General features: G+C 68.5%; 21 protein-coding genes. 6 read left to right on the forward strand and 15 right to left on the reverse strand.

The features are described from left to right. Window positions 1–2: 2 nt before the first annotated feature. The 12 genes from LK996_RS10500 to prmB all read right to left on the reverse strand — a co-directional run bounded on the left by LK996_RS10500 (window position 3) and on the right by prmB (window position 12,281). Entirely contained in the window at window positions 3–956 is a 954-nt protein-coding gene (locus LK996_RS10500; RefSeq protein ID WP_230527126.1) for an isopenicillin N synthase family dioxygenase, read from the reverse strand. Between the two features lie 15 nt (window positions 957–971). After that, window positions 972–2,333: a phosphoglucosamine mutase gene (gene glmM / locus LK996_RS10505; RefSeq protein WP_230527127.1), complete on the reverse strand. Its 1,362-nt coding sequence runs from the start codon at window positions 2,331–2,333 to the stop codon at window positions 972–974. Then, window positions 2,330–3,232, reverse strand: coding sequence for an acetyl-CoA carboxylase, carboxyltransferase subunit beta (gene accD / locus LK996_RS10510; RefSeq protein WP_230527128.1), 903 nt, complete (start codon window positions 3,230–3,232; stop codon window positions 2,330–2,332). The genes glmM and accD overlap by 4 nt, the downstream gene beginning before the upstream one ends. A gap of 56 nt (window positions 3,233–3,288) precedes the next feature. Further along, the gene (trpA, locus tag LK996_RS10515; RefSeq protein ID WP_230527129.1) at window positions 3,289–4,086 is read right to left on the reverse strand and encodes a tryptophan synthase subunit alpha; all 798 of its coding nucleotides are present in this window, start codon (window positions 4,084–4,086) and stop codon (window positions 3,289–3,291) included. Beyond that, on the reverse strand, window positions 4,083–4,457 hold the full coding sequence (locus tag LK996_RS10520) for a DUF3144 domain-containing protein (RefSeq protein WP_230527130.1): 375 nt from the start codon (window positions 4,455–4,457) through the stop codon (window positions 4,083–4,085). The genes trpA and LK996_RS10520 overlap by 4 nt, the downstream gene beginning before the upstream one ends. A gap of 22 nt (window positions 4,458–4,479) precedes the next feature. Further along, window positions 4,480–5,697, reverse strand: a complete 1,218-nt coding sequence (trpB, locus tag LK996_RS10525) for a tryptophan synthase subunit beta (RefSeq protein ID WP_230527552.1) — start codon at window positions 5,695–5,697, stop codon at window positions 4,480–4,482. A 7-nt stretch (window positions 5,698–5,704) separates the two neighbouring features. Continuing rightward, window positions 5,705–6,370, reverse strand: coding sequence for a phosphoribosylanthranilate isomerase (locus LK996_RS10530; protein WP_230527131.1), 666 nt, complete (start codon window positions 6,368–6,370; stop codon window positions 5,705–5,707). Further along, window positions 6,367–7,149: a tRNA pseudouridine(38-40) synthase TruA gene (gene truA, locus LK996_RS10535; protein ID WP_230527553.1), complete on the reverse strand. Its 783-nt coding sequence runs from the start codon at window positions 7,147–7,149 to the stop codon at window positions 6,367–6,369. The genes LK996_RS10530 and truA overlap by 4 nt, the downstream gene beginning before the upstream one ends. A 43-nt stretch (window positions 7,150–7,192) precedes the next feature. Beyond that, entirely contained in the window at window positions 7,193–9,007 is a 1,815-nt protein-coding gene (locus LK996_RS10540) for a type IV pilus assembly protein FimV (RefSeq protein WP_230527132.1), read from the reverse strand. Window positions 9,008–9,099: 92 nt separating this feature from the next. Continuing rightward, entirely contained in the window at window positions 9,100–10,119 is a 1,020-nt protein-coding gene (locus LK996_RS10545) for an aspartate-semialdehyde dehydrogenase (protein WP_230527133.1), read from the reverse strand. A 66-nt stretch (window positions 10,120–10,185) separates the two neighbouring features. Then, window positions 10,186–11,286, reverse strand: a complete 1,101-nt coding sequence (aroC, locus tag LK996_RS10550; RefSeq protein ID WP_230527134.1) for a chorismate synthase — start codon at window positions 11,284–11,286, stop codon at window positions 10,186–10,188. Next, entirely contained in the window at window positions 11,283–12,281 is a 999-nt protein-coding gene (gene prmB, locus LK996_RS10555; RefSeq protein WP_425493764.1) for a 50S ribosomal protein L3 N(5)-glutamine methyltransferase, read from the reverse strand. Before prmB ends, aroC begins: the two co-directional genes overlap by 4 nt. A gap of 61 nt (window positions 12,282–12,342) precedes the next feature. Between prmB and LK996_RS10560 the strand changes: the two genes are divergently transcribed. Together LK996_RS10560 and asd are read left to right on the forward strand one after the other, a co-directional pair. Continuing rightward, complete coding sequence (locus LK996_RS10560; protein WP_230527136.1) at window positions 12,343–12,987, forward strand: SCO family protein; 645 nt, start codon at window positions 12,343–12,345, stop codon at window positions 12,985–12,987. A gap of 4 nt (window positions 12,988–12,991) precedes the next feature. After that, window positions 12,992–13,861, forward strand: a complete 870-nt coding sequence (asd, locus tag LK996_RS10565; RefSeq protein ID WP_230527137.1) for an archaetidylserine decarboxylase — start codon at window positions 12,992–12,994, stop codon at window positions 13,859–13,861. 36 nt (window positions 13,862–13,897) lie between these two features. On the opposite strand, the gene LK996_RS10570 is transcribed toward asd, so the two are convergent. Then, window positions 13,898–14,611 carry a transposase gene (locus tag LK996_RS10570; protein WP_230527138.1) on the reverse strand — a complete coding sequence of 238 codons (714 nt, stop codon included), beginning with the start codon at window positions 14,609–14,611 and terminating at the stop codon, window positions 13,898–13,900. Between the two features lie 107 nt (window positions 14,612–14,718). Further along, window positions 14,719–16,263: a transglycosylase SLT domain-containing protein gene (locus LK996_RS10575; RefSeq protein ID WP_230527139.1), complete on the reverse strand. Its 1,545-nt coding sequence runs from the start codon at window positions 16,261–16,263 to the stop codon at window positions 14,719–14,721. A 152-nt stretch (window positions 16,264–16,415) separates the two neighbouring features. Here LK996_RS10575 and LK996_RS10580 point away from each other — a divergent pair, with 152 nt between their 5' ends. The 3 genes from LK996_RS10580 (at window position 16,416) to LK996_RS10590 (ending at window position 19,758) form a co-directional block, all read left to right on the forward strand. Continuing rightward, window positions 16,416–17,942: a helicase HerA-like domain-containing protein gene (locus tag LK996_RS10580; protein ID WP_230527140.1), complete on the forward strand. Its 1,527-nt coding sequence runs from the start codon at window positions 16,416–16,418 to the stop codon at window positions 17,940–17,942. Between the two features lie 92 nt (window positions 17,943–18,034). Continuing rightward, window positions 18,035–18,505, forward strand: coding sequence for a hypothetical protein (locus tag LK996_RS10585; RefSeq protein WP_230527141.1), 471 nt, complete (start codon window positions 18,035–18,037; stop codon window positions 18,503–18,505). Next, on the forward strand, window positions 18,502–19,758 hold the full coding sequence (locus tag LK996_RS10590) for a hypothetical protein (protein ID WP_230527142.1): 1,257 nt from the start codon (window positions 18,502–18,504) through the stop codon (window positions 19,756–19,758). Before LK996_RS10585 ends, LK996_RS10590 begins: the two co-directional genes overlap by 4 nt. 172 nt (window positions 19,759–19,930) lie before the next feature. Here LK996_RS10590 and LK996_RS10595 read toward each other — a convergent pair whose 3' ends face one another. Continuing rightward, window positions 19,931–21,406: a rhomboid family intramembrane serine protease gene (locus LK996_RS10595; protein WP_230527143.1), complete on the reverse strand. Its 1,476-nt coding sequence runs from the start codon at window positions 21,404–21,406 to the stop codon at window positions 19,931–19,933. 75 nt (window positions 21,407–21,481) lie between these two features. On the opposite strand from LK996_RS10595, the gene greB reads away from it, so the two are divergent. Continuing rightward, window positions 21,482–21,979, forward strand: a complete 498-nt coding sequence (greB, locus tag LK996_RS10600; RefSeq protein WP_230527144.1) for a transcription elongation factor GreB — start codon at window positions 21,482–21,484, stop codon at window positions 21,977–21,979. Window positions 21,980–22,105: the final 126 nt, after the last annotated feature.

A 22,105-nucleotide genomic window follows, 5' to 3' on the forward strand; every position in this document is an offset into this window, starting at 1 on the left:
GCTTACTTCAGCTTGATTTCGCGCAGGCGTTCTTCGAGATAGCCCTGCGCCGTGATCGCCTCGGGATAGCGCGAGGGATTGCCGGGCGTCACGCACGAGTCCAGCACGTCGATCAGGAAATCCGGGTTCGGGTGCAGGAAGAACGGCGTGGAATAACGCGGCTGGCGCGCGAGTTCGCCCGGCGGATTGACCACGCGATGCGTGGTCGAGGGATACACGTGGTTGGTCAGGCGCTGCAGCATGTCGCCGATGTTGACGACGATGGTGTCGGCGTCGGCGGTGAACGGCACCCACTCGCCCTTGCGCGACAACACTTCCAGGCCCGCCGCGCTCGCGCCGACCAGCAGCGTGATCAGGTTGATGTCCTCGTGCGCGCCGGCGCGCACGTTGGGAATGTCGGGCGTGGTGATCGGCGGATAGTGGATCGGGCGCAGGATCGAATTGCCGTAGTTCGTCTTGTCGACGAACCAGTCTTCCGGCAGGCCGATGTGCAGCGCGAGCGCCGCGAGCACCTGCGATCCGAGCTTGTCGAGCGCGTCGTACAGGCCGTAGCCGACGTCGCGGAATTCCGGCACTTCGTCCGGCCACAGGTTCGCAGCCATCACGTCGGCGCACTTGTGGTCGCGCGGGATCTCGCGGCCGATGTGCCAGAACTCCTTGAGGTCGGAGTACTGCGCGCCCTTCGCGGTTTCCACGCCGAACGGCGTGTAGCCGCGCGCACCGCCGCCACCGGCGACGTGGTACTGGCGCTTGGTGTCTTCCGGCAATGCGAAGTAACGCTGGAACACGTCGTACGCGCGGTCGATCTGTTCCTGCGCGATGCCGTGGTTGCGGATGCCCGCGAAACCCCACTCGCGATAGGCCTGCCCGAGTTCGGCGACGAACGCGGCGCGGTCTTCCGCGCTCACGGGATGGGTGAAACGCGCGATGTCGAGCGTCGGGATACGAGCGGTCATTTCAAATCCGGAGCGTTACTGCGCAGCCGCGCGCACGGCGTCGGCGAGTTTCTCGAGCGTGGATGCCATCAATGCATCGTCGTCGGCCTCGACCGTGACGCGCACGACCGGCTCGGTGCCCGACGGACGCAGGAACGCGCGCCCGCGCCCCTTCACGGCCGACTGCGCATCGGCGAGCGCGGCCTGCACGGACGGATGGTCGGCGGGCTTCGCGCCGGGCGCGAGCTTCACGTTGATGGTCTTCTGCGGCACCTTGCGCATGCCCGCGATCGCTTCGCGCAACGACAGGCCGCGGCGACGCAACACTTCCAGCACCTGCAGCGCGCTGACGATGCCGTCGCCCGTGCTGGTGCGGTCCAGGCACAGGAGATGGCCGGAGGCTTCGCCGCCGAGCACGCCTTCGCGTTCGACCAGCATCTGGTGCACGTAGCGATCGCCGACCTTCGCGCGTGCGAAGTCGATGCCCTTCTCGCCGAGCGCGCGCTCGAGGCCGAAGTTGGTCATCAGCGTGCCGACCATCGGGCCGCGCAGGCGGCCGGTCTGCTGCCAGTCGGAGGCGAGCACGTACAGCAGGTCGTCGCCGTCGCACACGGTGCCGTCGTCGGCGACGAACAGCACGCGATCGCCGTCGCCGTCGAACGCGATGCCGATGTCGGCCTTGGTCGCGCGCACGTGCGCGGCGAGCGTTTCCGGATGCGTCGAACCCACGCCGTCGTTGATGTTCAGGCCGTTCGGCTCGATGCCGATCGCGTCCACGCGCGCGCCGAGTTCGCGCAGCACGAGCGGGCCGACCTGGTAGGTCGCGCCGTTCGCGCAGTCCATCGCGATGCTCATGCCGGTGAGGTCGAAGCCGCGCGGCACGGAGTTCTTGCACGCTTCGACGTAACGCTCGACCGCGCCGCGCGTGCGCAGCGCCTTGCCGAGGCTGTCGGAGGCGACGGTGCGGAAGGGCTTGTCGAGCGCGGCTTCGATCGCGAGTTCGGTCGCGTCGTCGAGCTTCTCGCCTTCGGCCGAGAAGAACTTGATGCCGTTGTCGTGGTGCGGATTGTGCGAAGCGGAAATCACGATGCCGCCATCGGCGCGCAGCGAACGCGTGAGGTGCGCGACGGCCGGCGTGGGCATCGGGCCCATCAGCTGTACGTCGACGCCCGCGGCGACGAGGCCCGCTTCCAGCGCGGCTTCGAACATGTAGTTCGAGATGCGCGTGTCCTTGCCGATGATGACGACCGGCTTGCGCCATTCGCGCTGCGCATGCAGCTGCGCGTCGCGCAGCGCATGGCCGTAGGCATTGCCCAGGCGCAGCACGAAGTCGGCGGAGATCGCACCCTCGCCCACGCGGCCGCGGATGCCGTCGGTTCCGAAATACTTGCGACTCAAGCGGCGCTCTCCCTGCCTTCGTTCGGTTCGTCGTCGGCCGGTGCCGACTGTTGCATCATCATCGCGAGCAGGTGAGCGAGTCGGTCACGCAGCTCGCGGCGGTCGCAGATCTGGTCGATCGCGCCGTGGTCGAGCAGGAATTCGGAACGCTGGAACCCTTCCGGCAACTTTTCGCGCACGGTCTGTTCGATCACGCGCGGGCCGGCGAAGCCGATCAGCGCGGCGGGCTCGGCGATGTTGATGTCGCCCAGCATCGCGAACGAGGCCGACACGCCGCCGGTGGTCGGATGCGTGAGCACCGAGATGTACGGCAGGCCCGCTTCGCGCAGGCGCGCGAGCGCGGCCGAGGTCTTCGCCATCTGCATCAGCGAGAACAGGCTTTCCTGCATGCGCGCGCCGCCGCTGGCGGAGAAGCACACGAACGGGCAGCGCATCTCCAGCGCGGTTTCCGCGCCGCGGGTGAAGCGTTCACCGACGACCGAGCCCATCGAGCCGCCCATGTAGGCGAAGTCGAACGAGGACGCGACCAGGTCGCGACCCTTGAGCTTGCCGACCATCGTGATCATCGCGTCGCGCTCGCCCGTCGACTTCTGCGCGGCCTTGATGCGATCGGAATACTTCTTCTGGTCCTTGAACTTCAGGACGTCGGTCGGGCCGAGTTCGGACGCGATCTCGCGCGTCGGCAGGCCGGGGTCGAACAGCGCGGCCAGGCGGGCGCGCGCGCGGATCGGCATGTGGTGGCCGCACTTCGGGCAGACCTCGAGGTTTTCCTCGAGCTCCGGGCGATAGAGCACCGAGCCGCACTTGTCGCACTTCTCCCACAGGCCTTCCGGCACGCTGCGCTTGTTGCCGCCTTCGGTGCGGATGCGCGAGGGCATCAATTTCTTCAGCCAGGACACGTGGCAGGTCTTCCGTTCTGGATAAGGGTCGGGATGCGATCCCGAGACGCGGAAGTCTAGCGCAGCGGGTCGAGCGCGGCCCGCAACGGGGCGAGGAAGCGCGCGGCTTCGGCCACCGGATCGTCGGCTTGTGCGAGCGCGGCGACCAGGGCGCTGCCGACCACCACGCCGTCGGCGTGTTCGGCCATCGCCTCGGCCGATGCGGCGTCCTTGATGCCGAACCCCGCGAGCACGGGGACGGTCGCGGCTTGCCGCAGGGCCCGCAGGCGCGACGATGCAGCGCCGGCGTCGAGCCGGTCCGCGCCGGTGACGCCGGCGAAGCTCACGAAATACAGGTAGCCCTGCGCGTCCTCGCACAGGCGGCGCAGGCGCGCCTCCTTCGTCGTCGGCGAGGCGAGCAGGATCAGGGCGAGGCCGTGCGCGGCGAGCGCCGCGCGCAGTTCGCCCGCTTCTTCCGGCGGGAGGTCGACGAGCAGCACGCCATCGACGCCCGCCTCCGCCGCATCCGCCGCGAAGCGTTGCGCGCCGCGGATCTCGATCGGATTCAGGTATCCCATCAGGACCACGGGCGTGTGCGCGTCCACCGTGCGGAAGGTCCGCACCGTGTCGAGCACGTACGCCAGCCCGGCGCCGCGCGCGAGCGCGCGTTCCGAGCTGCGCTGGATCACGGGGCCGTCCGCCATCGGGTCGGAGAACGGCACGCCGAGTTCGAGCACGTCGGCGCCCGCGGCGACGAGCGCATGCAGCACAGGCGCCGTCGCGTCGAGCGCGGGATCGCCCGCGGTGACGAACGGCACCAGTGCCTTGCGCCCGCGCGCGCGCAGGCTCTCGAACGTTGCTTCGAGGCGACTCATCCGACGCGCGGCAGGCCCTGCGCTTCGCGTTCGGCGTTCATCTTCTCGATGTAGTTCTTCAGTTCCGACTCGCCGACGTCGACGCCGCGCTCGTGGCCCAGGCCATCGATGTGCTCGTTGAGCATCTGGCGGTAGAGGTTGGTCATGTAGTCGAGGAACTGGGTGCGCTCACCCGCGATGTCATTGGTCTGCGCCATGAAGGCATGCGCGTTGAAGCGCGAGGCCGCGTACATCGAGGCCATGCTGATGCGCTTCAGGCCGTGTTCCTTGGCGTGCTTGTTGGTCAGTTCGAGATACTCGTTGACCACGGCGAAGAACTTCGGGTCGAGGCGGGGATCGGCGACGGCCTGCTTGTCGGTGTTGTCGGTCATGGTGGTGCTCCTGTTGCGTCAGTCAGAAAGAAAGTCCGTCGCGCGCGGCGATGGTGTGCACGTCCTTGTCGCCGCGGCCGGAAAGGTTGCACAACACGATCGCGTCGCGCGGCATCTCCCGCGCGAGCTTCATGGCCTGCGCGACGGCGTGGCTGGATTCGAGCGCGGCGAGGATGCCCTCGGTGCGCGCGAGCTGGTGGAAGGCGGCGAGCGCTTCGTCGTCGGTGATGCCGACATACGACGCGCGTCCGGTGTCCTTCAGGAAAGCGTGTTCGGGGCCGACGCCTGGATAGTCGAGGCCCGCGGACACCGAATGCGTTTCGACGATCTGGCCGTCGTCGTCGCACAGCACGTAGGTGCGGTTGCCGTGCAGCACGCCGGGGCGTCCGGCGGCGAGCGACGCGGCATGGTGGCCGGTCTGGATGCCCTCGCCCGCCGCTTCGGCGCCGACCAGGCGCACGTCGCGGTCGTTGAGGAAGGCGTGGAAGATGCCGATCGCGTTGCTTCCGCCGCCGACGCACGCGGTGACGACGTCGGGCAGGAGTCCATGTTCGGCGAGCATCTGCGCACGCGCTTCGCGCCCGACGACGGCGTTGAAGTCGCGCACCATGCGCGGATACGGATCGGGACCCGCAACCGTGCCGATGATGTAGAACGTGTCGGCGACATTCGTCACCCAGTCGCGCATCGCTTCGTTGAGCGCGTCCTTCAGCGTCTGCGAACCGCTCGTCACGGGCACGACGGTCGCACCGAGCAGGCGCATGCGATACACGTTGATCTTCTGGCGCTCGATGTCGGTCGCGCCCATGTACACGACGCATTCGAGCCCGAGTCGCGCGGCCACCGTCGCCGACGCGACGCCATGCTGCCCCGCGCCGGTCTCGGCGATGATGCGGCGCTTGCCCATGCGCTGGGCGAGCAGCGCCTGGCCGATCGTGTTGTTGATCTTGTGCGCGCCGGTGTGGTTCAGGTCTTCGCGCTTGAGCAGGATGCGCGCGCCGCCGACTTCCTCCGACAGGCGAGTGGCCTCGTAGATCGGGCTCGGGCGGCCGACGTAATGCGCGAGGTCGTGCTCGAACGCTGCGACGAAGTCCGGATCGACGCGCGCGGCGTCGTACGCCGCGGCGAGCTCTTCCAGCGGGCCGATCAGGGTTTCGGCCACGAACCGGCCGCCGAACCGGCCGAAGTGGCCGTCCGAATCGGGGGTGTGGCTGAAATCGATCAGCTCGGAGCCGGGGATGACAGGCTCAGTCTGGGTGGCAATCGGCACGACGCACTTCTTCGACGAAACGGTGCATCTTATCGCCGTCCTTGATCCCGGGGGCGGTTTCGATGCCCGAGGCCACGTCGACCCCCCACGGGAGGGTCGCCATCACCGCGTCGAAGACGTTGTCCGGCCGCAGCCCGCCTGCCAGCACGAAGGGCTTGCCCAGCCCCGTGGGGATGGTGGACCAGTCGAAGATCTGCCCGGTCCCGCCCTGCTGGCCCTGCGCATGGCCATCGAACAGGAAGGCGGCCGCACCCGGGTAGCGCATCTGGAGCTGCATGGCCTGCCCGGCCCGTTGTTCGGGGTCGAGGCCGCGCATCGGGATGCCCTTGATGTACGGGATGCCGAACCCGCGGCAGAACGCGTCGTCCTCGCTGCCGTGGAACTGCAGCAGGCTCGGGCGCACCTGCTTGACCACCGCGCGCACTTCCTCGACCTGGTTGTCCTTGAACAACGCCACCGCATCGACCAGCGGTTCCATCGCGTTGCGCAGCACGCGCGCTTCTTCCGGCTGAAGTCGGCGCGGGCTGCCGTCGGCGAACACGAAGCCCACCGCGTCGACGCCGAGCTCGCTCGCGAGCCGGACGTCGCCGGCGCGGGTCATCCCGCAGAACTTGATGCGGGTGCGGAACAGGGTCTTGCTCATGCGGTCACCTCCGACGGCAAGCCGAACCTGGCGGGATAACGCGGACCGAGGAAGCCCAGTCCGGTGGGCGGCGCGGTCGGCCCTGCGACGGTGCGGTCGAGTCCGGCCAGCAGCTCCGCGATCCAGGCCCCGGGGCGTTCGCCGCGGCCGACCAGGAGCAGCGATCCGACGATATTGCGGACCATGTGATGCAGGAATGCATTCGCCTGCACCTCGACGATGACCTCATCTTCCCTTCGCACCACCGTGATCTCCTGCAGGTCGCGCCGCGCGTGCGGGGCCTGGCAGTGGACCGTGCGAAAGGCGCTGAAATCGTGCTCGCCGACCAGCGCCTGCGCGGCGGCGTGCATCGCGTCGGCATCCAGCGGCAGGCGTTCCCAGGTGAGGTACTGCCGAGCCAACGCGGGCCGCACGGCGCGGTTGAGGATGCGATAGCGATAACGCCGCGCCACCGCGGAGAAGCGCGCGTGGAAGTCGTCGGCCACCGGCACGCACCAGCGGATGCTGATCGCCGGAGGCAGGCGCGACGTCGTGCCGAGCACCCAGCCGCGCGGATCGCGATGCACGTCGGTGTCGAAATGCACGACCTGGCAGACCGCGTGCACGCCGGCATCGGTGCGACCGGCGCAGATCGTGTCGACCTGCGTGTTCGCGACGAACGACAGCGCCGTTTCCAGCGCCTGCTGCACGGTCTCTTCGCCGGGTTCCCCGGGCTTGCTCAGTCGCTGCCAGCCGAGGAACCCGCCGCCGTCGTATTCGACGCCGAGGGCGATGCGCATCGTCACCAGGCGACCATCACGTCCGGAGCGATGCGCGCATCGATCAGAGCTCGCGCAGCATGCGCGCGGCGGTGTCGCGCGCCATCGGGTCGCGGCTCGTCGCGAGCACTTCGCGCAGGATCACGCGCGCCGCGTCGTCGTCGCCCATGTCGAGGTAGGCGCGCGCGAGGTCGATCTGCTGCGTCGAAGTCTGCGGTTCGGCGACCGCGGTGTCGGCGCCGGGAGCGCCGCCGCCTGCATGCCACGTCGGCGCGGCGCCGAACTTCGCGGGCGCGGAGGTCCAATCCTGCACGGCGCGGTCCTGCACGGCGCGGTCCTGCGTGGCGGGCTTCTCGTCTTCGACGAACTTCGGCGCCGGCGCTTCGCGCAGGCCCGCATCGATCGGGATCCCCGCGGCGAGCGCTTCGGTGTCGTACGCGCGACGCGGCGCGGGCGCGGGCTTGCGACGACGCGTGAAGAACCACGCGACCACGCCGAGCACGAGCAGCCCCGCCCCGCCCCATACCCACGCGGGCGTCGAAGCCTGTTGCTGCGGCGGCGTCGCCTGCGTCGTCGCGGCCTGCGCGTCGTTCGACTGCGCGAGGCGCTGCTCCGCCGCGGCGAGCTTGCTGTCCTTCATCGCGATCAGCGCGGCCTGGTCTTGCTGCAGCTTCTCGAGTTCGGCGACGCGCGACTTGAGATCCTCGACCTCCGCGTTGCGCGCGGCCAGGTCTTCCTTCGTCTGTTGCAATTCCTGCTGTCGGAGCATGTCGCCCTCGCCACCGGCGCTCGCGCCGGATCTTGACCCTGGGGTGTTCGCCGCGCGATCGGACGGCGGCACGATTTCGAGGCGCGCACCGGCGGTGCGCGGGGTTGCGTCGCTTGCGGTCGCGGTCGACGACGCGGGCTTCGCGCTGTTCGCGGGCGCGGCGGCCGCATCGCTGGCGACGCTCGCCGGCTGCGGCGCGGGCGCGGTGAGCGCACGCCATTGTTCGAGATGATCTCGCACGACCGCGGCCGCTTCGCGAGGCGCGAGGTCGGCCGCGTCCTGCGCCGGCGGCACGCGCAACACCGCGCCCGACTTCAGCAGGTTCACGTTGCCCTTGATGAAGGCATCGGGATTCGCGCGCAGCAGCGCGAGCATGGTCTGGTCGAGCGTGTAGCCGCGCTGGCCCACGCCCGCCGCGATTTCCGACAGCGTCTGGCCGTCGCGCACGATCATGCGATCGGCGGGCGTCGGCGCCGCGGGCGCGGCGGTGACCGGCGCGGGTTCGGGTTCCGGTGCGGGCGGTGCGTCGGCCGCAATCGCGTCGGGGGAGATCTTGTCGGAATCGGGCGCGGCTTCCGGCGTTGCATCGTCGGCCGGCGGTGCGGGCTGTCCGATCGGTTCGGCCTCGACGGGCGCGGCGGCGACCGGACGTTCGATCACGTTCGACGGCGCGACGGTCGGCGCATCGATCGGCGGCTGCGCCGGCGCGGCGACGGTGCGCGGCGTGTCGAGCAGCGCCGAGTACTCGCGCACCAGTCGGCCGCTGCCCCAGTCGACTTCGACCAGGAAGGTCACGAGCGGCTGGCTCACCGGCGCGCTGCTGGTGACGCGAATCACCGGGCGCCCGCGATCGTCGAGCGCGACCATGAACTGCAGGTCGGCCGCGGCCCCGGTCGGCGGCTCCAGCCCGATGCGGGCGAAGGTTTCCGGCGAAGCGAGCCGCGCCTGCAGCTGCTCCAGTTCGGCCGGATCGCTGGAAACGATCGGGATTTCGGCCAGCAACGGCTGGTCGACCCGCGATTTCACCTGGATCTGGCCAAGGCCTAGCGCAGCGACCGGCCCGGCCGCAACGGCCAGAGCGATCGCCAACGCGATGCGTCGAAGTGTCATTGCCTTCTCCCCTCAGGCCCCGTCGAAACTCTAGCCGCGCATGCGCGCGGCTGGCAATCGAATATCCCCTGCCCTCTCCAACGTTTTGCGGATCAGCTTTCGGCCGCGATCAATTCTGCGATCTGCACCGCGTTCAGCGCCGCGCCCTTGCGGATGTTGTCGGACACGATCCACAGGTTCACCGCGCGCGGATGCGAGGCGTCGTCGCGGATGCGGCCCACGTACACCGCGTCGTTGCCGGAAGCATGGGTCACCGGCGTCGGGTAGCCGCCGGGCTTGCGGTCGTCGACCACCTCCACGCCCGGCGCCTGCTGCAGCATCGCGCGCACTTCGTCGGCGGTGATCTTCTCGCGGGTCTCCACGTTCACGGCCTCGGAGTGGCCATAGAACACCGGCACGCGCACGGCGGTCGGGTTCACCTTGATGGCGGCGTCGCCGAGGATCTTCTGCGTCTCCCACACCAGCTTCATCTCTTCCTTGGTGTAGCCGTTGTCCTGGAAGTCGTCGATGTGGGGGATCAGGTTGAACGCGATCTGCACCGGGAAGCGCTGCGGATCGGGCGACTGGAAGTTGAGGATGCCCGCGGTCTGGCGGCCGAGTTCCTCCAGCGCCGAACGCCCGCCGCCGGACACCGACTGGTAGGTCGCGACGTTGATGCGTTCGATGCCGGCCTTGCGATGGATCGGCGCGAGCGCGACGAGCATCTGCATCGTCGAGCAGTTCGGGTTCGCGATGATGCCGCGCGGGCGGTTGCGGACCTGGTCGGGGTTCACTTCCGACACGACCAGCGGGACGTCGTCGTCGTAACGGAACGCCGAGGAGTTGTCGATCACCACCGCGCCCGCGGCGGCGAACTTCGGCGCGTATTCCTTCGACGTCGAACCGCCGGCGGAGAACAGCGCGATGTCGACGCCGCTCGGATCGAACGTCGCCAGGTCCTGCACCACGATGTCCTTGTGGCCGTATTTGACTTTCGTGCCCGCCGATTTCGCGCTGGCGAGCGCGACGAGTTCGCCGACCGGGAAGTTCCGCTCGGACAGGATCGAGAGCATGGTTTCGCCGACGGCGCCGGTGGCGCCGACGACCGCGACCTTGAAAGTCTTGTTCGTCATTTGAGTCTTGGTGTCGAGTGAAGGGTGGTTCGGAACAGCAGTGAGCGGCAACCCGCGACGCGCGTGTCAGCGTTTCGATTTGCCGGGTTTGATGCGCGGCGCGACGTCGCCGACGTCGCCGCACTGGGCGCGATGACGCAGCGCCTGGTCCATGAGCACGAGCGCGACCATCGCTTCGCAGATCGGCGTTGCGCGCACGCCGACGCAGGGATCGTGGCGACCGTGGGTGACGACTTCGACGGGCTGGCCTTCGAGGTCGAGGCTGCGCGCGGGCAGTCGCAGGCTGGAGGTCGGCTTGAACGCGGCCGACACGATCACCTGTTGCCCGGTGGAAATGCCGCCGAGGATGCCGCCGGCATGGTTCGACAGGAATCCGTCCTGGGTGATCTCGTCGCGATGCTGGCTGCCGTGCTGCGCGACCGACGCGAAGCCGTCGCCGACTTCCACGCCCTTCACCGCGTTGATCGACATCAGCGCCGCGGCGAGTTCGCCGTCGAGCTTGCCGTAGATCGGCTCGCCCCAGCCGGGCGGCACGCCGTCGGCGACGACGTTGATGCGCGCGCCGACCGAATCGCCGGACTTGCGCAGCGCATCCATGTAGCCCTCGAGCTCGGCGGCCTGCGCCGCGTCGGGCCAGAAGAACGGATTGCCTTCCACGTCGCCCCACGCGAATCCGCGCGGCACGACGTCGCCGATCTGCGCGAGATACCCGCGCACGCGCACGCCGAACTTCTCCAGCAACCAGCGCTTGGCGATCACCGCGGCGGCGACGCGCATCGTGGTCTCGCGCGCCGACGAACGCCCGCCGCCGCGCGGATCGCGATGGCCGTACTTCTGCCAATACGTGTAATCGGCGTGGCCGGGGCGGAAGGTCTGCGCGATGTTGTCGTAGTCCTTCGACTTCGCATCGGTGTTGCGGACCAGCAGCGCGATCGGCGTGCCGGTCGTGCGGCCTTCGTAGACGCCGCTGAGGATTTCGACGAGGTCGGCTTCGTGGCGCTGCGAGGCATGGCGGCTGCGCCCGGTGGCGCGGCGCGCGAGGTCGTCGACGAAATCTTCCGGCGCGACGGACACGCCCGGCGGGCAGCCGTCGATCACGCAGCCGATGGCCGGCCCGTGCGACTCCCCGAAGGTCGTGACGCGGAAGAGCTGGCCGAAGGTGTTCATCCCGCGACGCGTGCGCCGCGATTGCGTGCGGCTTGCTCGCGTGCGTCGGCGAGTTCGCGGATGCGCGCGTTGTGTTGGACGAGGTCCGCGCACTCGGCGACGAAGATGCCCATCTGCCCGACCTTGAACTCGACCCACGCGAGCGGAAGTTCGGGCAGCAGATCGGACAGCGCCTTCTCCGCTTCGCCCACTTCGCAGATCAGCAGGCCGTCGCGCGCCAGGTGCAACGGCGCGTCGCGCAGGATCTGCAGCGCAAGATCCAGGCCGTCGTCGCCGGCGCGCAACCCGAGCTCGGGCTCGTACGCGTATTCCTTCGGCAACGCATCGGTCTCGTCGTTGGTGACGTACGGCGGATTGGTGACGATGAGCTGGTAGTGCTCGCCCGTGAGGCCCGCGAACAGGTCCGACTTGTGGAAGTGGACGTTGCTGGCGTGCAGGCGCTGCTTGTTCTCTTCGGCGAGCGCGAGCGCGTCGTCGGAGATGTCGACGCCGTCGACGTGCCAGTCGGGGTTGTAGTGCGCCATCGCGATGGCGATGCAGCCCGAACCGGTGCACAGGTCGAGCGCGCGCAGGACTTCACGGTCGCCGAGCCAGGGCTGGAAACCGTGTTCGATCAATTCGGCGATCGGCGAGCGCGGCACGAGTGCGCGACCGTCGGTCTTGAAGCTCAGGCCCGCGAACCACGCCTCGCCGGTCAGGTACGCGGCGGGGATGCGCTCCTCGATGCGGCGCAGGAACAGGCCGAGCACTTCTTCCTTCTCGGCCTCTGTCACGCGCGCGTTGCCGTACACGGGGCTGAGGTCGTGCGGCAGGTGCAGCGCGTGCAGGGTGAGCTGCGTCGCTTCGTCCAGCGCGTTGTCGTAGGAATGCCCGAAGGTCAGGCCGGCCGCGTTGAAACGGCTCGCGCCGTAGCGGATCAGGTCGATGATCGTGGCCAGCTCGTCGGTCATGGGCGCGGCGGCGCGGCGGCGGCCGCTTTCGTGGGGGCCGTGCATCATAGCGCGACCGGTATCATTCCCCGCCCCCCAAGGCGCCCCCTCCAAGGACCGGTTCCGCATGTTCAATCGCACCACGCTCTGGATCCTCGTGATCGCGCTCGCCGCGGGCATCGGCCTGTTGGCCGGGCATCGCTGGTTCACGCCGAAGGCGCCGTCGCTGCCGCAGACCCAGGCCGTGCGCCTGTTCCCGGCGCCGCGCGAACTGCCCGCCTTCTCGCTGCAGCAGTCCGACGGCACGCGCCTGGTGCCCGGCGAACTGCAGGGGCACTGGACGATCGTCTTCCTCGGCTTCACCCATTGCCCCGACGTCTGCCCGACGACGCTCGCCGAACTCGCGCAGGCGCAGAAGCAGTGGGAGGGCCTGCCCGATTCGACGCGGCCGCGCGTGTTGTTCGTGTCGGTCGATCCCGATCGCGACACCGCGATCCTCGCCGGCGAATACGCGCACGCCTTCCACCGCGACACCCTCGCCGCCACCGGCGATGTGCCCGCGCTCGAAGCCTTCGCGCGCAACCTGTCGATGGTCTTCATGAAAGTGCCGCCCGCCGACGGCGCGCCGGCCGACCGCTACAACGTCGACCACACGGCCACGCTCGCGGTGCTCGATCCGAAGGGCCGCATGACCGGCATCATCTCGCCGCCGCTCGATCCGCAGGCGATCGCCGCCGACCTGACGGCCCTCACCTCGACCATGGCACGCTGAGCCGATGCAACTCGTCACCGCCCTCACCTACGTCCTGCCCCATCGCTTCCTGTCGTCGCTCGCGCGGCGGCTCGCATATTCCGCGGATCCGCGCGTGAAGCAGTGGCTGATCGACACCGTCGTCGACAAGTTCGACGTCGACATGACCGAAGCGGCCGAACCGGACACGACGCGCTACCCCACCTTCAATGCGTTCTTCACCCGCGCGCTGCGCCCGGGCGCACGCACGGTCGACCCCGATCCGCGCGCGATCGCGATGCCCGCCGACGGGCGCATCAGCGAGTGCGGCCGCATCGGCTTCGCGGGCGATGCCGAACACGAAGATCCGGGCCACATCTTCCAGGCGAAAGGACACGGGTTCTCGACGGCGCAGCTACTGGGCGACGAAGAAGCGGCGCAAGCCTTCGTCGGCGGCACGTTCGCCACCGTGTATCTTTCGCCGCGCGATTACCACCGCGTGCACATGCCGTTCGCCGGCACGTTGCGCGAAACGGTGCACATCCCCGGCCGACTCTTCAGCGTCGGCGTGGATGCGGTCGGCACCGTGTCGCGCCTGTTCGCGCGCAACGAGCGCGTCGTCTGCCACTTCGACACCGAGTTCGGACCGATGGCCTGCGTGATGGTCGGCGCGCTGCTCGTCTCCGGCGTCGAAACCGTGTGGGGCGGCATCGAGATCCCGCCGTACGGCGGCCCGATCACGGTGAAGGACTACCGTGGACGCGGCGTCCGCCTGGAACGCTTCGCCGAAATGGCGCGCTTCAATTACGGGTCGACGGTGATCGTGCTGCTGCCGAAGGGCGTGGCGGAACTCGCACCGAAGTTGCGTGCGCAGGCGCCGGTGCGGCTTGGCGAGCGGCTCGCTTCGCTCGTTTGACGCCCGCGCGAAAAAGCAAAAACAGGGGTCAGAGCACTATTTTTTTCTCGGCCGACCGAGGCGGCCCAGCCCTGCACGCTGCCGAAGGCGTTCTTCGACCAGCGCCTGGAATTTTGAAGACCCAAGCGCGCGCTGGCGTTGGGCGTACAACCGAATCGCAGCCATCTCCTCGTCCGGGATGGCTTCGGCCACGAATGCGCGATAAGCCTTTCGGCGCTCATCCGTGTCGGATGCAAGCCGGTTGAACACCTCATGTGGCGTCACCAGCAGATCAGGCAGCCCGTGTGCGTTGGCACGGGAACTCGACCATCGATAATCCGCGGCGCTCGTCACCAGGCCTGCGCGCACCGGGTTCAGCTCGATGTAGCGGTAGCAGGCCATGAGGTATCGCTCATTGTCGACGAGGCTTGCCTTGTACCGTCCTTCCCACAAAGTGCCCGTACGCCCGGTCGCGCGATTGAAAAAGCCGACGTAGGAACGCCCGACGTCTTGCATCAAGCGACTGACCGCACCTGATGCGCTGGGCGTGACCAGCAAATGCACGTGGTTCGTCATCAATACATACGCGTGCACGTGACAGTCGTGCTTCAACGTTGCATCGCGAAGATCCTGCAAATACCGAATGTAGTCGATATCGCGGTGGAAGCAGGGCTGGCGATCGTTGCCCCGCTGGATGACGTGCTGCGCGACGCCGTGCAGGTCGAGTCGTTTTGCGCGTGGCATGGCGGCCTCCGGTTGCGGAGGCGTCATGTTGGTTCGGTGACGACGAGCTAACGATCAGAGGACTGCGATGCGCGATGTCCGGGATCGGCTTCGCGCGGGGTCAGAAAAAGTGCTCTGACCCCTGTTTCGCTCCTTCAGTTCGCGGTGCAGCCTTCCAGCTTCAACGTCTGGCCCGGCTTGATGCTGTAGCGCGGCGCCTTGATGCGGTTGGCTTCCGCGAGTTCGCGCATGTCGCACTGGAACTTCTTCGAGATGGCGGTCAGGGTTTCGCCACGGGCGACCTTGTGCTTCGTGACTTTCGCGGGCTTGGCCGGCTTCGGCGTCGCCGCGGAAGCGACCGGGGTCGGCACTGTCGCTTCGGAACTCGCCACGGCGGTACCGCGCACGACGGCCGACGTCGGATCGCTCATCACCAGCTGGCGCGCGAGTTCCGCGCGCGCACCCTGCGCGCAATGGCGGCCGTAGAGGCCGACGATCTTCGTCGTCGCGTTGAGCGTCGCGCCGGCGGGCAGCCAGCTGTCGGCTTCGTAACGCGGGTTGAGATTGCGCAGCGCGCGCATGAAGCCGTCGCGCGTGCCGCCGTTGCCGAGGCAGATCGTCAGTTCGTAGATCGAGGCCGGGCGCGCCAGGCGCAGCGTGGCGGGCTTGGCGTCGACTTTCGGGAAGCTCAGGCCGTATTGCTTCGGGTGCAGGAACAGCCACGCCGCGGCGATCACCATCGGCACGTAGTCGCGCGTTTCCGCGGGGAACTGGTTGTAGACCGGCGCGTCCCAGAAGCCCTGCCCGTTCGCGCCGTTGTACACGCGCAACGCGCGGCCTTCGCCGCCGTTGTAGGCGGCCAGCGCGAGTTCGATGCTGCGATTGAGTTCGCCCATGCGCTCGTTGAGATACGCCGCGCTCGCCTCGGCGGAAGCGCGCGGATCGAAGCGCGTGTCGAAGCCGGTGCCGTCGGGCCCCAGGCCGAAGCGCTTGCCGGTGCCGTACATGAACTGCATCGGGCCGGCGGCGCCGGCGCGCGAGCTCACGTGCACCTTGCCGTTGGATTCCTTCGCCATGATGCCGAACAGCAGCGCCTCGGGCAGGCCCGCGCGTTCGAACTGCGGCCACATCATGGAACGCATGTACGAATAGTTTTCGTAGCTGCTCATCAACGCCGGACGCATGTCGGTGAGCCAGCGGCGGATGCCGGCCTGCACGGCCGGGTTGTACTGCACCATCTTGTCGAAGCGATGGTCGTCGGCGAGCAACTGCGCGGCGCGCGCGGCTTCCGGCACGTCGGCGGCGATGGCCGCGGTCGCGTGGTCGTCGTCTCCCTCCTCTTCCATCGCGTCGTCGTCGGCGACCTGCGCCTCGGCGTCGGCCTGCGACTTCAGCAGCCGCTTGTAGGTGGCGAGCATCGTCGGCATGGAGCAACCCTTCTGCTTCATGCAGTCGGCCATGACGTCTTCCATGTCCTCGAGCGCGGCGTCGCTTTCCGCGCCGCCCGACGGATCGGCGTTACCGATCTTCACGAGTGCCGCGCGGTAACGCTGCTCGGCCGTGGCCATGCGCGCATCGAGCGCCTCGACGGCCGCCTGGTCGCGCTTGGAAGCGGCGTGGGCGGCGGGAACGAAAGCGGCGAGCGCCATGGACATGGCGACGCACAGCGAGGCGATACGCGGGAAAACTTGATCGGACATGCGAATACGACGTGACGAAAGGCCGGTCGAAGGTACCGATGCGTACGCGGGCTGACAACCTTTCGTGCGCGCGAAATTGCGGACCCGTTCGAGGTTTGCCCGAAGCGCGCCGACGCACGGCTAGAATCGCCCGACACTGAACAGGCGCGCGCATGGACCCCATCCTCGTCGGAAAGTCGGTCACCACCCCCGAAGGGGGCCCGGTCACGCTCGAACCGAAGTACGGAAATCGCCACGGCCTCGTCGCCGGCGCCACGGGCACCGGCAAGACGGTGACGCTGATGACGCTGGCCGAAGGCTTCTCGCGGCTCGGCGTCCCGGTCTTCCTCGCCGACGTGAAGGGCGACGTCGCCGGTCTCGCGGTCGCGGGCACGCCGGATGCGAAGGTGCTCGATCGCGCCGCGCGGATCGGCGTCGCCGATTACGCACCGGCCGCGAACCCGGTGATCTTCTGGGACCTGTACGGAAAACTCGGCCATCCGGTGCGCACGACCGTCAGCGAGATGGGCCCCACCCTGCTCGCGCGCATCCTCGAACTCAACGACACGCAGTCGGGCGTGCTCGACATCGTGTTCAAGCTCGCCGACGACCGCGGCCTGCTGCTGCTCGACCTCGAAGACCTGCGCGCGCTGCTCGGCATCGTCGCCGACGAGCGCAAGGACATCTCCACGTCGTACGGCCTGGTCAGCGCGCAATCGATCGGTGCGATCCAGCGCGCGCTGCTGCGCCTTGAGCAGGATGGCGCCGAACAATTCTTCGGCGAACCCGCACTCGAACTCGCCGACCTCATGCGCACCACGCCCGACGGCCGCGGCGTCATCGGCGTGCTCGCCGCGTCGCAACTCGTGCTCAAGCCGCGACTGTATTCGAGTTTCCTGTTGTGGCTGATGTCGGAATTGTTCGAGACGCTGCCTGAGGTGGGCGACCTCGACAAACCGAAGCTCGTGTTCGTCTTCGACGAAGCGCACCTGCTGTTCGACGACGCGCCGCCCGCATTGCAGCAGCGCGTCGAACAGGTCGTGCGCCTGATCCGCTCGAAGGGCGTCGGCGTGTACTTCTGCTCGCAATTCCCCGACGACGTGCCGGACGACATCCTCGGCCAGCTCGGCAACCGCGTGCAGCACGCGCTGCGCGCATTCACCCCGCGCGACCAGAAGGCGGTGCGCACGGCGGCGGAAACCTTCGTCGAAAACCCGCACCTGGATGTCGCCAAGGCGATCTCCGCGCTCGGCGTCGGCGAAGCGCTGGTGTCCACGCTGCACGACGCGCAGGGCGCGCGCGCGGTGCCGATGCCGGTCGAGCGCACGCTGATCGCGCCGCCGCGTTGCCGCATGGGCGCGATCACCGACGCCGAACGCGCGCAGGTACGCGCAAGCAGCCCGGTCGGCGCGAAGTACGACAACGCGATCGACCGCGACTCGGCCGCGGAAATGCTCGCGAAAAAAGCCGAAGTCGCAAGCGAACGCGCCGACGCACCGAAGGCCCGCACGCGCGAGGACGACGAACGCGACGAGCCCGGCATGGGCCAGAAGGTCCGCGACGTCGTATTCGGCACCAAGCGCCGGCAAGGCGTCGTGGAAACGATGGCCAAGCAGACCGCACGCACCGTGGGCAGCCAGATCGGACGGCAGATCCTGCGCGGCGTGCTCGGCAGCATCTTCGGCGGCAAGGGCCGCTGAGCAAAACAGGGGTCAGAGCACCTTTTCGCGCGCGAAAAGGTGCTCTGACCCCAGTTGTTGAAGCACCACCACTTTTCATTCGGGGGAAAGCCATGCGCACCACGTTGTCCACGCTATCGCTCGCCGCTTCGATCACCACGCTCCTCGCCTTGTCCGCGTGCAAGCGCGAAGAGGCCGCGCCCGTCGCACCGGCGGCCGCCACGCTCGCGCCGGCCGCGACGATCGCCGCGCCTGCAGTCGCCGCGACCGCAGCCGATCCGGTCGGCGTGTCCGACGCCGCCGCGCCGGGCGAACACACGACGTTCGATGCGAAGGCGTTCGCCGGCACGTTCTCCGACGACAACATGACCGTCGCGTTCGCCGCCGACGGCACCTACTCGCTCAGCTCGCACGCCGCGAACAACAGCACCGGCACGTGGACGCTGGAACCCGACGGCCACAGCCTGCGCCTGGATCCGGACGCGAAGGACGAAGCCGACCGCGTCTACACGCTGGTCGACAACGACGCGCTGCAGGCCGCCAACGGCACGCAGGTGCTGCGTCGCGCGGGCGGTCCGCGATGAGCGCGCCCGCTTCCACGCTGGCGACGCCCGAACCGTTCTGGCAGCGCATCCCGTCGATCATCCTGTACCCGGTGCGCGGTGCGGCGCTGGTGATGCTGGTGATGCTCGCGGTCGCGGCGATCTTCCGCGGCATTCCGCTGCTCGGCCTGGTCGTGTCGATCGCGATGTGGGTCGGCGCGTACAAGTTCGCGTTCGAAGTGCTGCGCCGCACCGCGGACGGCCACATGGATTCGCCGGAAGTCGCGATCTCGGTCGACAACGGCGTCGTGTGGCGCTTCCTCGGCCTGCAACTGATCCTCGGACTCCTGCTCGGCGTGTGCCTGCTCACCGGCAGCGAGGTGGTTTTCTTCGGCGGACTCGCGTTGCTGGTGTTCCTTCAGCCGGCGCTGACGATGACGCTCGCGATGACCGAAAGCCTGGGCGATGCGCTGAGTCCGTCGAATGCGTTCTCGATCGTCGCGCGCATCGGCTGGCCGTACCTCGCGGTGGTCGGCTTGCTGTTCGTGATCCAGGCCAGCGCGATGACCGCCGGCGCGTGGCTCGCGGCGTTCATGCCGGGGCCGGTCGCGGGATGGCTGGCGACGGTGCTCGGGTTCTGGGGGCTGTTCTCGGCCTTCCACCTGATGGGCTACCTGCTTTACCAATCGCACGAAGCCCTCGGGTTCGACCCGGGCGTCGCGCAGTTGGCCGCACTGCGATCGCAATACACGCCGGCGTCCGTGGACGACGTGGTGGCAGAAGCCGAAGCGCGCGTGCGCGATGGACGCATCGACGAAGCGCGTTCGCTGCTGCGCGGCGAAATCAACACGCGCGCGGTGGGGCCGGAAGTGCACGACCTGTATCGCCGCCTGCTGCAGCAGGCCGGCAACGCGGAGGCGGTGAACGAACACGCGCGCCAGTACCTGCATCGCCTGATGCTCGACAAGCAGGAACGCCGCGCGCTCGGGTTGCTACGCGAGTGTCTCGACGCCGACGCCACCTTCGTTCCGCTCGAGATCGCGCACGGCGAACGCCTCGCCGAACAGGCGCGCTTCGGCGGCCAGGCGCAGCTGGCGGTCGACACGCTGCACGCGTTGTTCAACGCGCACCCGCGCCACCCGGACTCCGCGCGCTGGGGCCTGCAGGCCGCGATGTTGCTGCTCGAACGCTTCGACCGCGGCAGCGAGGCGAAGGTGTTGCTCGAGCGCACGCGGGCGCGGACGGAGGATGAAGCGATGTTGCAGAAGATCGATGCGGCGATGGCGCTCGTGTGATGGTGGATTAAATCGGGAAACGGGAAACGAACAGCGGGAAACGGGAAAGAGAGTTCGAAGAGGTGAGTTTTTCGACTACCCGAAGACCGACCTTCGGCTCGTCGAAAGCAAATCGGTACGCCTTATCCTTCCCGTTTCCCGCTCTTTGTTTCCCGTTTCCCCGTCCTTCGCCTCACGCATTCTCCAACAAGAACCGCGCCTTCACCGCCTGCGGCTGCATCGGATGTCGCTCCGACAAATGCCGTAAACAGCGCACGTGCGCCGCCTGCGCGCCCGCGTCGCGATGGCGCAGCGCGAGTTCGAACCACAGTTGCGACTGGACGTCGGGCGCGACGTCGGCGGGGATGTCCTGCAACGCGCGTTCGGCGTCGTCGAGCAGGTCGAAGTTGATGCAGCGGCGCGCGAGCGCCAGGCGCACCGTCGGTGGCACCGTCGCGTTGCGACGCGCGAGTTCCACGAACAGGTCCGCCTGCAGGCGCACGGCCTGCGCATCGTGCGCGTCGATCGACAGCGCCTGCACCGCGCGTGTGTTCGCCTGCTCCGCGCGCGCGCCGTTGTACGCGACGCGGTAGCGCGCGACCTGCACGTCGACGCGCCACGGCGCTTGAGTCGCGAGCTGATCGAGCAACTGGTCCGCTTCCGACAATTGCATGCGGCCCATGTGGCGCTGCGCGCGTTCCCAGCGATCGTCGCCCGCGGGCGCAGCATCGTTGCTCGCGTCCTCGCGGATGAACTCGTGGCGCACCTGCCCCATCGCGGACAGCATCCAGCCCATGGCGGCGCCGCACACCAGGCCACCGGCGTGCGCTTCGAACGCCACGTTCGACGACGCGTCGCGCGACACGAGGTTGAACACTTCCCACCCCAGCCACGCCGGGAACAACCACACCGCCGGCGCGCGCACGTAGTCGAACCACACGCCGATCCAGTAGAAGAACCGCACCGGCTGCAGGCCCCACACCAGGCAGAAGCAGCCCATCAGCGCCGCGATCGCACCCGAAGCGCCGAGCCCGCCGGCCGCATCGCCCCAATGGAACACGAGCGACGCCGCGCTCGCGCCGATCGCACCGAGCAGGTACACGACGCCGAAACGCCACGGCCCGAGCGCGCCTTCGACCAGCAGGCCGATCACGACGAGGAACACCATGTTGCCGAACAGGTGCATCGCGTCGCCGTGCAGGAACGCGGACGTCACCATGCGCGCGGGCGAGACCTCCGACGCGCGCAGCAGGTGGCGCAGGGTGAAGATGTCGCCGAGCGTCTCGTCGTACGCCGGCCGCAGCGTGCGCCATTCGGCGAACGTCGCGCCATCGGGGAACCAGCGGCCGGTTTCCATCGCGGGCACGAACTCGGGGTCGAACAAGGCGTTGGTCGCCACGAGGGCGCGGCGCGCCTCGTCGTCTTCCGCGTCGCGGTATTCCTCGACCGCATCGCCGCGACCGCCGCGATCGATGAGCCAGCGCTCGTACGCGGGCGCTTCGATCTCGCCCAGGCGCGAGTGCGCGTAATCCTCGACCACCTCCGCGATCCGCGCGTTGTCCCCCGACTGCCAGCCGAAGTAGACGAACACGTTGACCACCACGAGCAGCGCGGTGACGACGGGAAAGGTGGCGCGCATCAGCGGGCGGTGCAGCGGCAGCAGGAGCATGCAGGTCGGTCCGTCGGCCTTGATCGATGGGCGCGAGCTTGGCATAAGCGTCGGACGATTGGGACGAGGACGCACATGGGCCGCTGGCGCCCCCCTGCCGAGAAAGCGACCGCGCTGATCACGCGCGAGGGCCACGCGCGCCTGAAGGCCGAGCTCGACGACCTCTGGCGCGGGCGCCGACCCGAGGTCGTGCGCGCGCTCGCGGCCGCGGCCGCCGAGGGCGATCGCTCGGAGAACGCCGAGTACACCTATCGCAAGAAGCAGCTCGGCGAGATCGATCGGCGCGTGCGCTATCTGTCGAAGCGCCTGGAAGCGTTGCGCGTCGTCGAAGCGCCGCCATCGGATCGCGAGGCCGTGTTCTTCGGCGCGACCGTCGAGATCGAACACTCGGTCAGCGGCGAGACGCAGCGCTACCGCATCGTCGGCCCCGACGAGACCGACGCGAAACTCGGCTGGATCAGCGTCGACTCCCCGCTGGCGCGCGCGATGCTGAAGAAGCGCATCGATGATGAGTTCGAGGCGATGCTGCCGGGCGGGGCTGCGCGTTACTTCATCGTGGATGTGCAGTACTGAGAGCGGGAAACGGGAAACAAAAAGCGGGAAACGGGAAATCGACCTCTGCTTCGGGCGACGGGACCGTCAGCCGAAGTGGGTGCCGATTTCCCGTTTCCCGCTTTTCGTTTCCCGTTTCCCCTGCTT

Source organism: Noviluteimonas lactosilytica, assembly GCF_020866925.1.
Lineage (GTDB): Bacteria > Pseudomonadota > Gammaproteobacteria > Xanthomonadales > Xanthomonadaceae > Noviluteimonas > Noviluteimonas lactosilytica.

Coding starts and splice junctions, on each gene's coding strand:
- LK996_RS10500 (WP_230527126.1), bottom strand. CDS start 956: ATGACCGCTCGTATCCCGACGCTCGACATCGCGCGTTTCACCCATCCC.
- trpA (WP_230527129.1), bottom strand. CDS start 4,086: ATGAGTCGCCTCGAAGCAACGTTCGAGAGCCTGCGCGCGCGCGGGCGC.
- LK996_RS10520 (WP_230527130.1), bottom strand. CDS start 4,457: ATGACCGACAACACCGACAAGCAGGCCGTCGCCGATCCCCGCCTCGAC.
- LK996_RS10530 (WP_230527131.1), bottom strand. CDS start 6,370: ATGAGCAAGACCCTGTTCCGCACCCGCATCAAGTTCTGCGGGATGACC.
- truA (WP_230527553.1), bottom strand. CDS start 7,149: ATGCGCATCGCCCTCGGCGTCGAATACGACGGCGGCGGGTTCCTCGGC.
- LK996_RS10540 (WP_230527132.1), bottom strand. CDS start 9,007: ATGACACTTCGACGCATCGCGTTGGCGATCGCTCTGGCCGTTGCGGCC.
- LK996_RS10545 (WP_230527133.1), bottom strand. CDS start 10,119: ATGACGAACAAGACTTTCAAGGTCGCGGTCGTCGGCGCCACCGGCGCC.
- aroC (WP_230527134.1), bottom strand. CDS start 11,286: ATGAACACCTTCGGCCAGCTCTTCCGCGTCACGACCTTCGGGGAGTCG.
- prmB (WP_425493764.1), bottom strand. CDS start 12,281: ATGCACGGCCCCCACGAAAGCGGCCGCCGCCGCGCCGCCGCGCCCATG.
- LK996_RS10560 (WP_230527136.1), top strand. CDS start 12,343: ATGTTCAATCGCACCACGCTCTGGATCCTCGTGATCGCGCTCGCCGCG.
- asd (WP_230527137.1), top strand. CDS start 12,992: ATGCAACTCGTCACCGCCCTCACCTACGTCCTGCCCCATCGCTTCCTG.
- LK996_RS10570 (WP_230527138.1), bottom strand. CDS start 14,611: ATGACGCCTCCGCAACCGGAGGCCGCCATGCCACGCGCAAAACGACTC.
- LK996_RS10575 (WP_230527139.1), bottom strand. CDS start 16,263: ATGTCCGATCAAGTTTTCCCGCGTATCGCCTCGCTGTGCGTCGCCATG.
- LK996_RS10580 (WP_230527140.1), top strand. CDS start 16,416: ATGGACCCCATCCTCGTCGGAAAGTCGGTCACCACCCCCGAAGGGGGC.
- LK996_RS10585 (WP_230527141.1), top strand. CDS start 18,035: ATGCGCACCACGTTGTCCACGCTATCGCTCGCCGCTTCGATCACCACG.
- LK996_RS10590 (WP_230527142.1), top strand. CDS start 18,502: ATGAGCGCGCCCGCTTCCACGCTGGCGACGCCCGAACCGTTCTGGCAG.
- LK996_RS10595 (WP_230527143.1), bottom strand. CDS start 21,406: ATGCTCCTGCTGCCGCTGCACCGCCCGCTGATGCGCGCCACCTTTCCC.
- greB (WP_230527144.1), top strand. CDS start 21,482: ATGGGCCGCTGGCGCCCCCCTGCCGAGAAAGCGACCGCGCTGATCACG.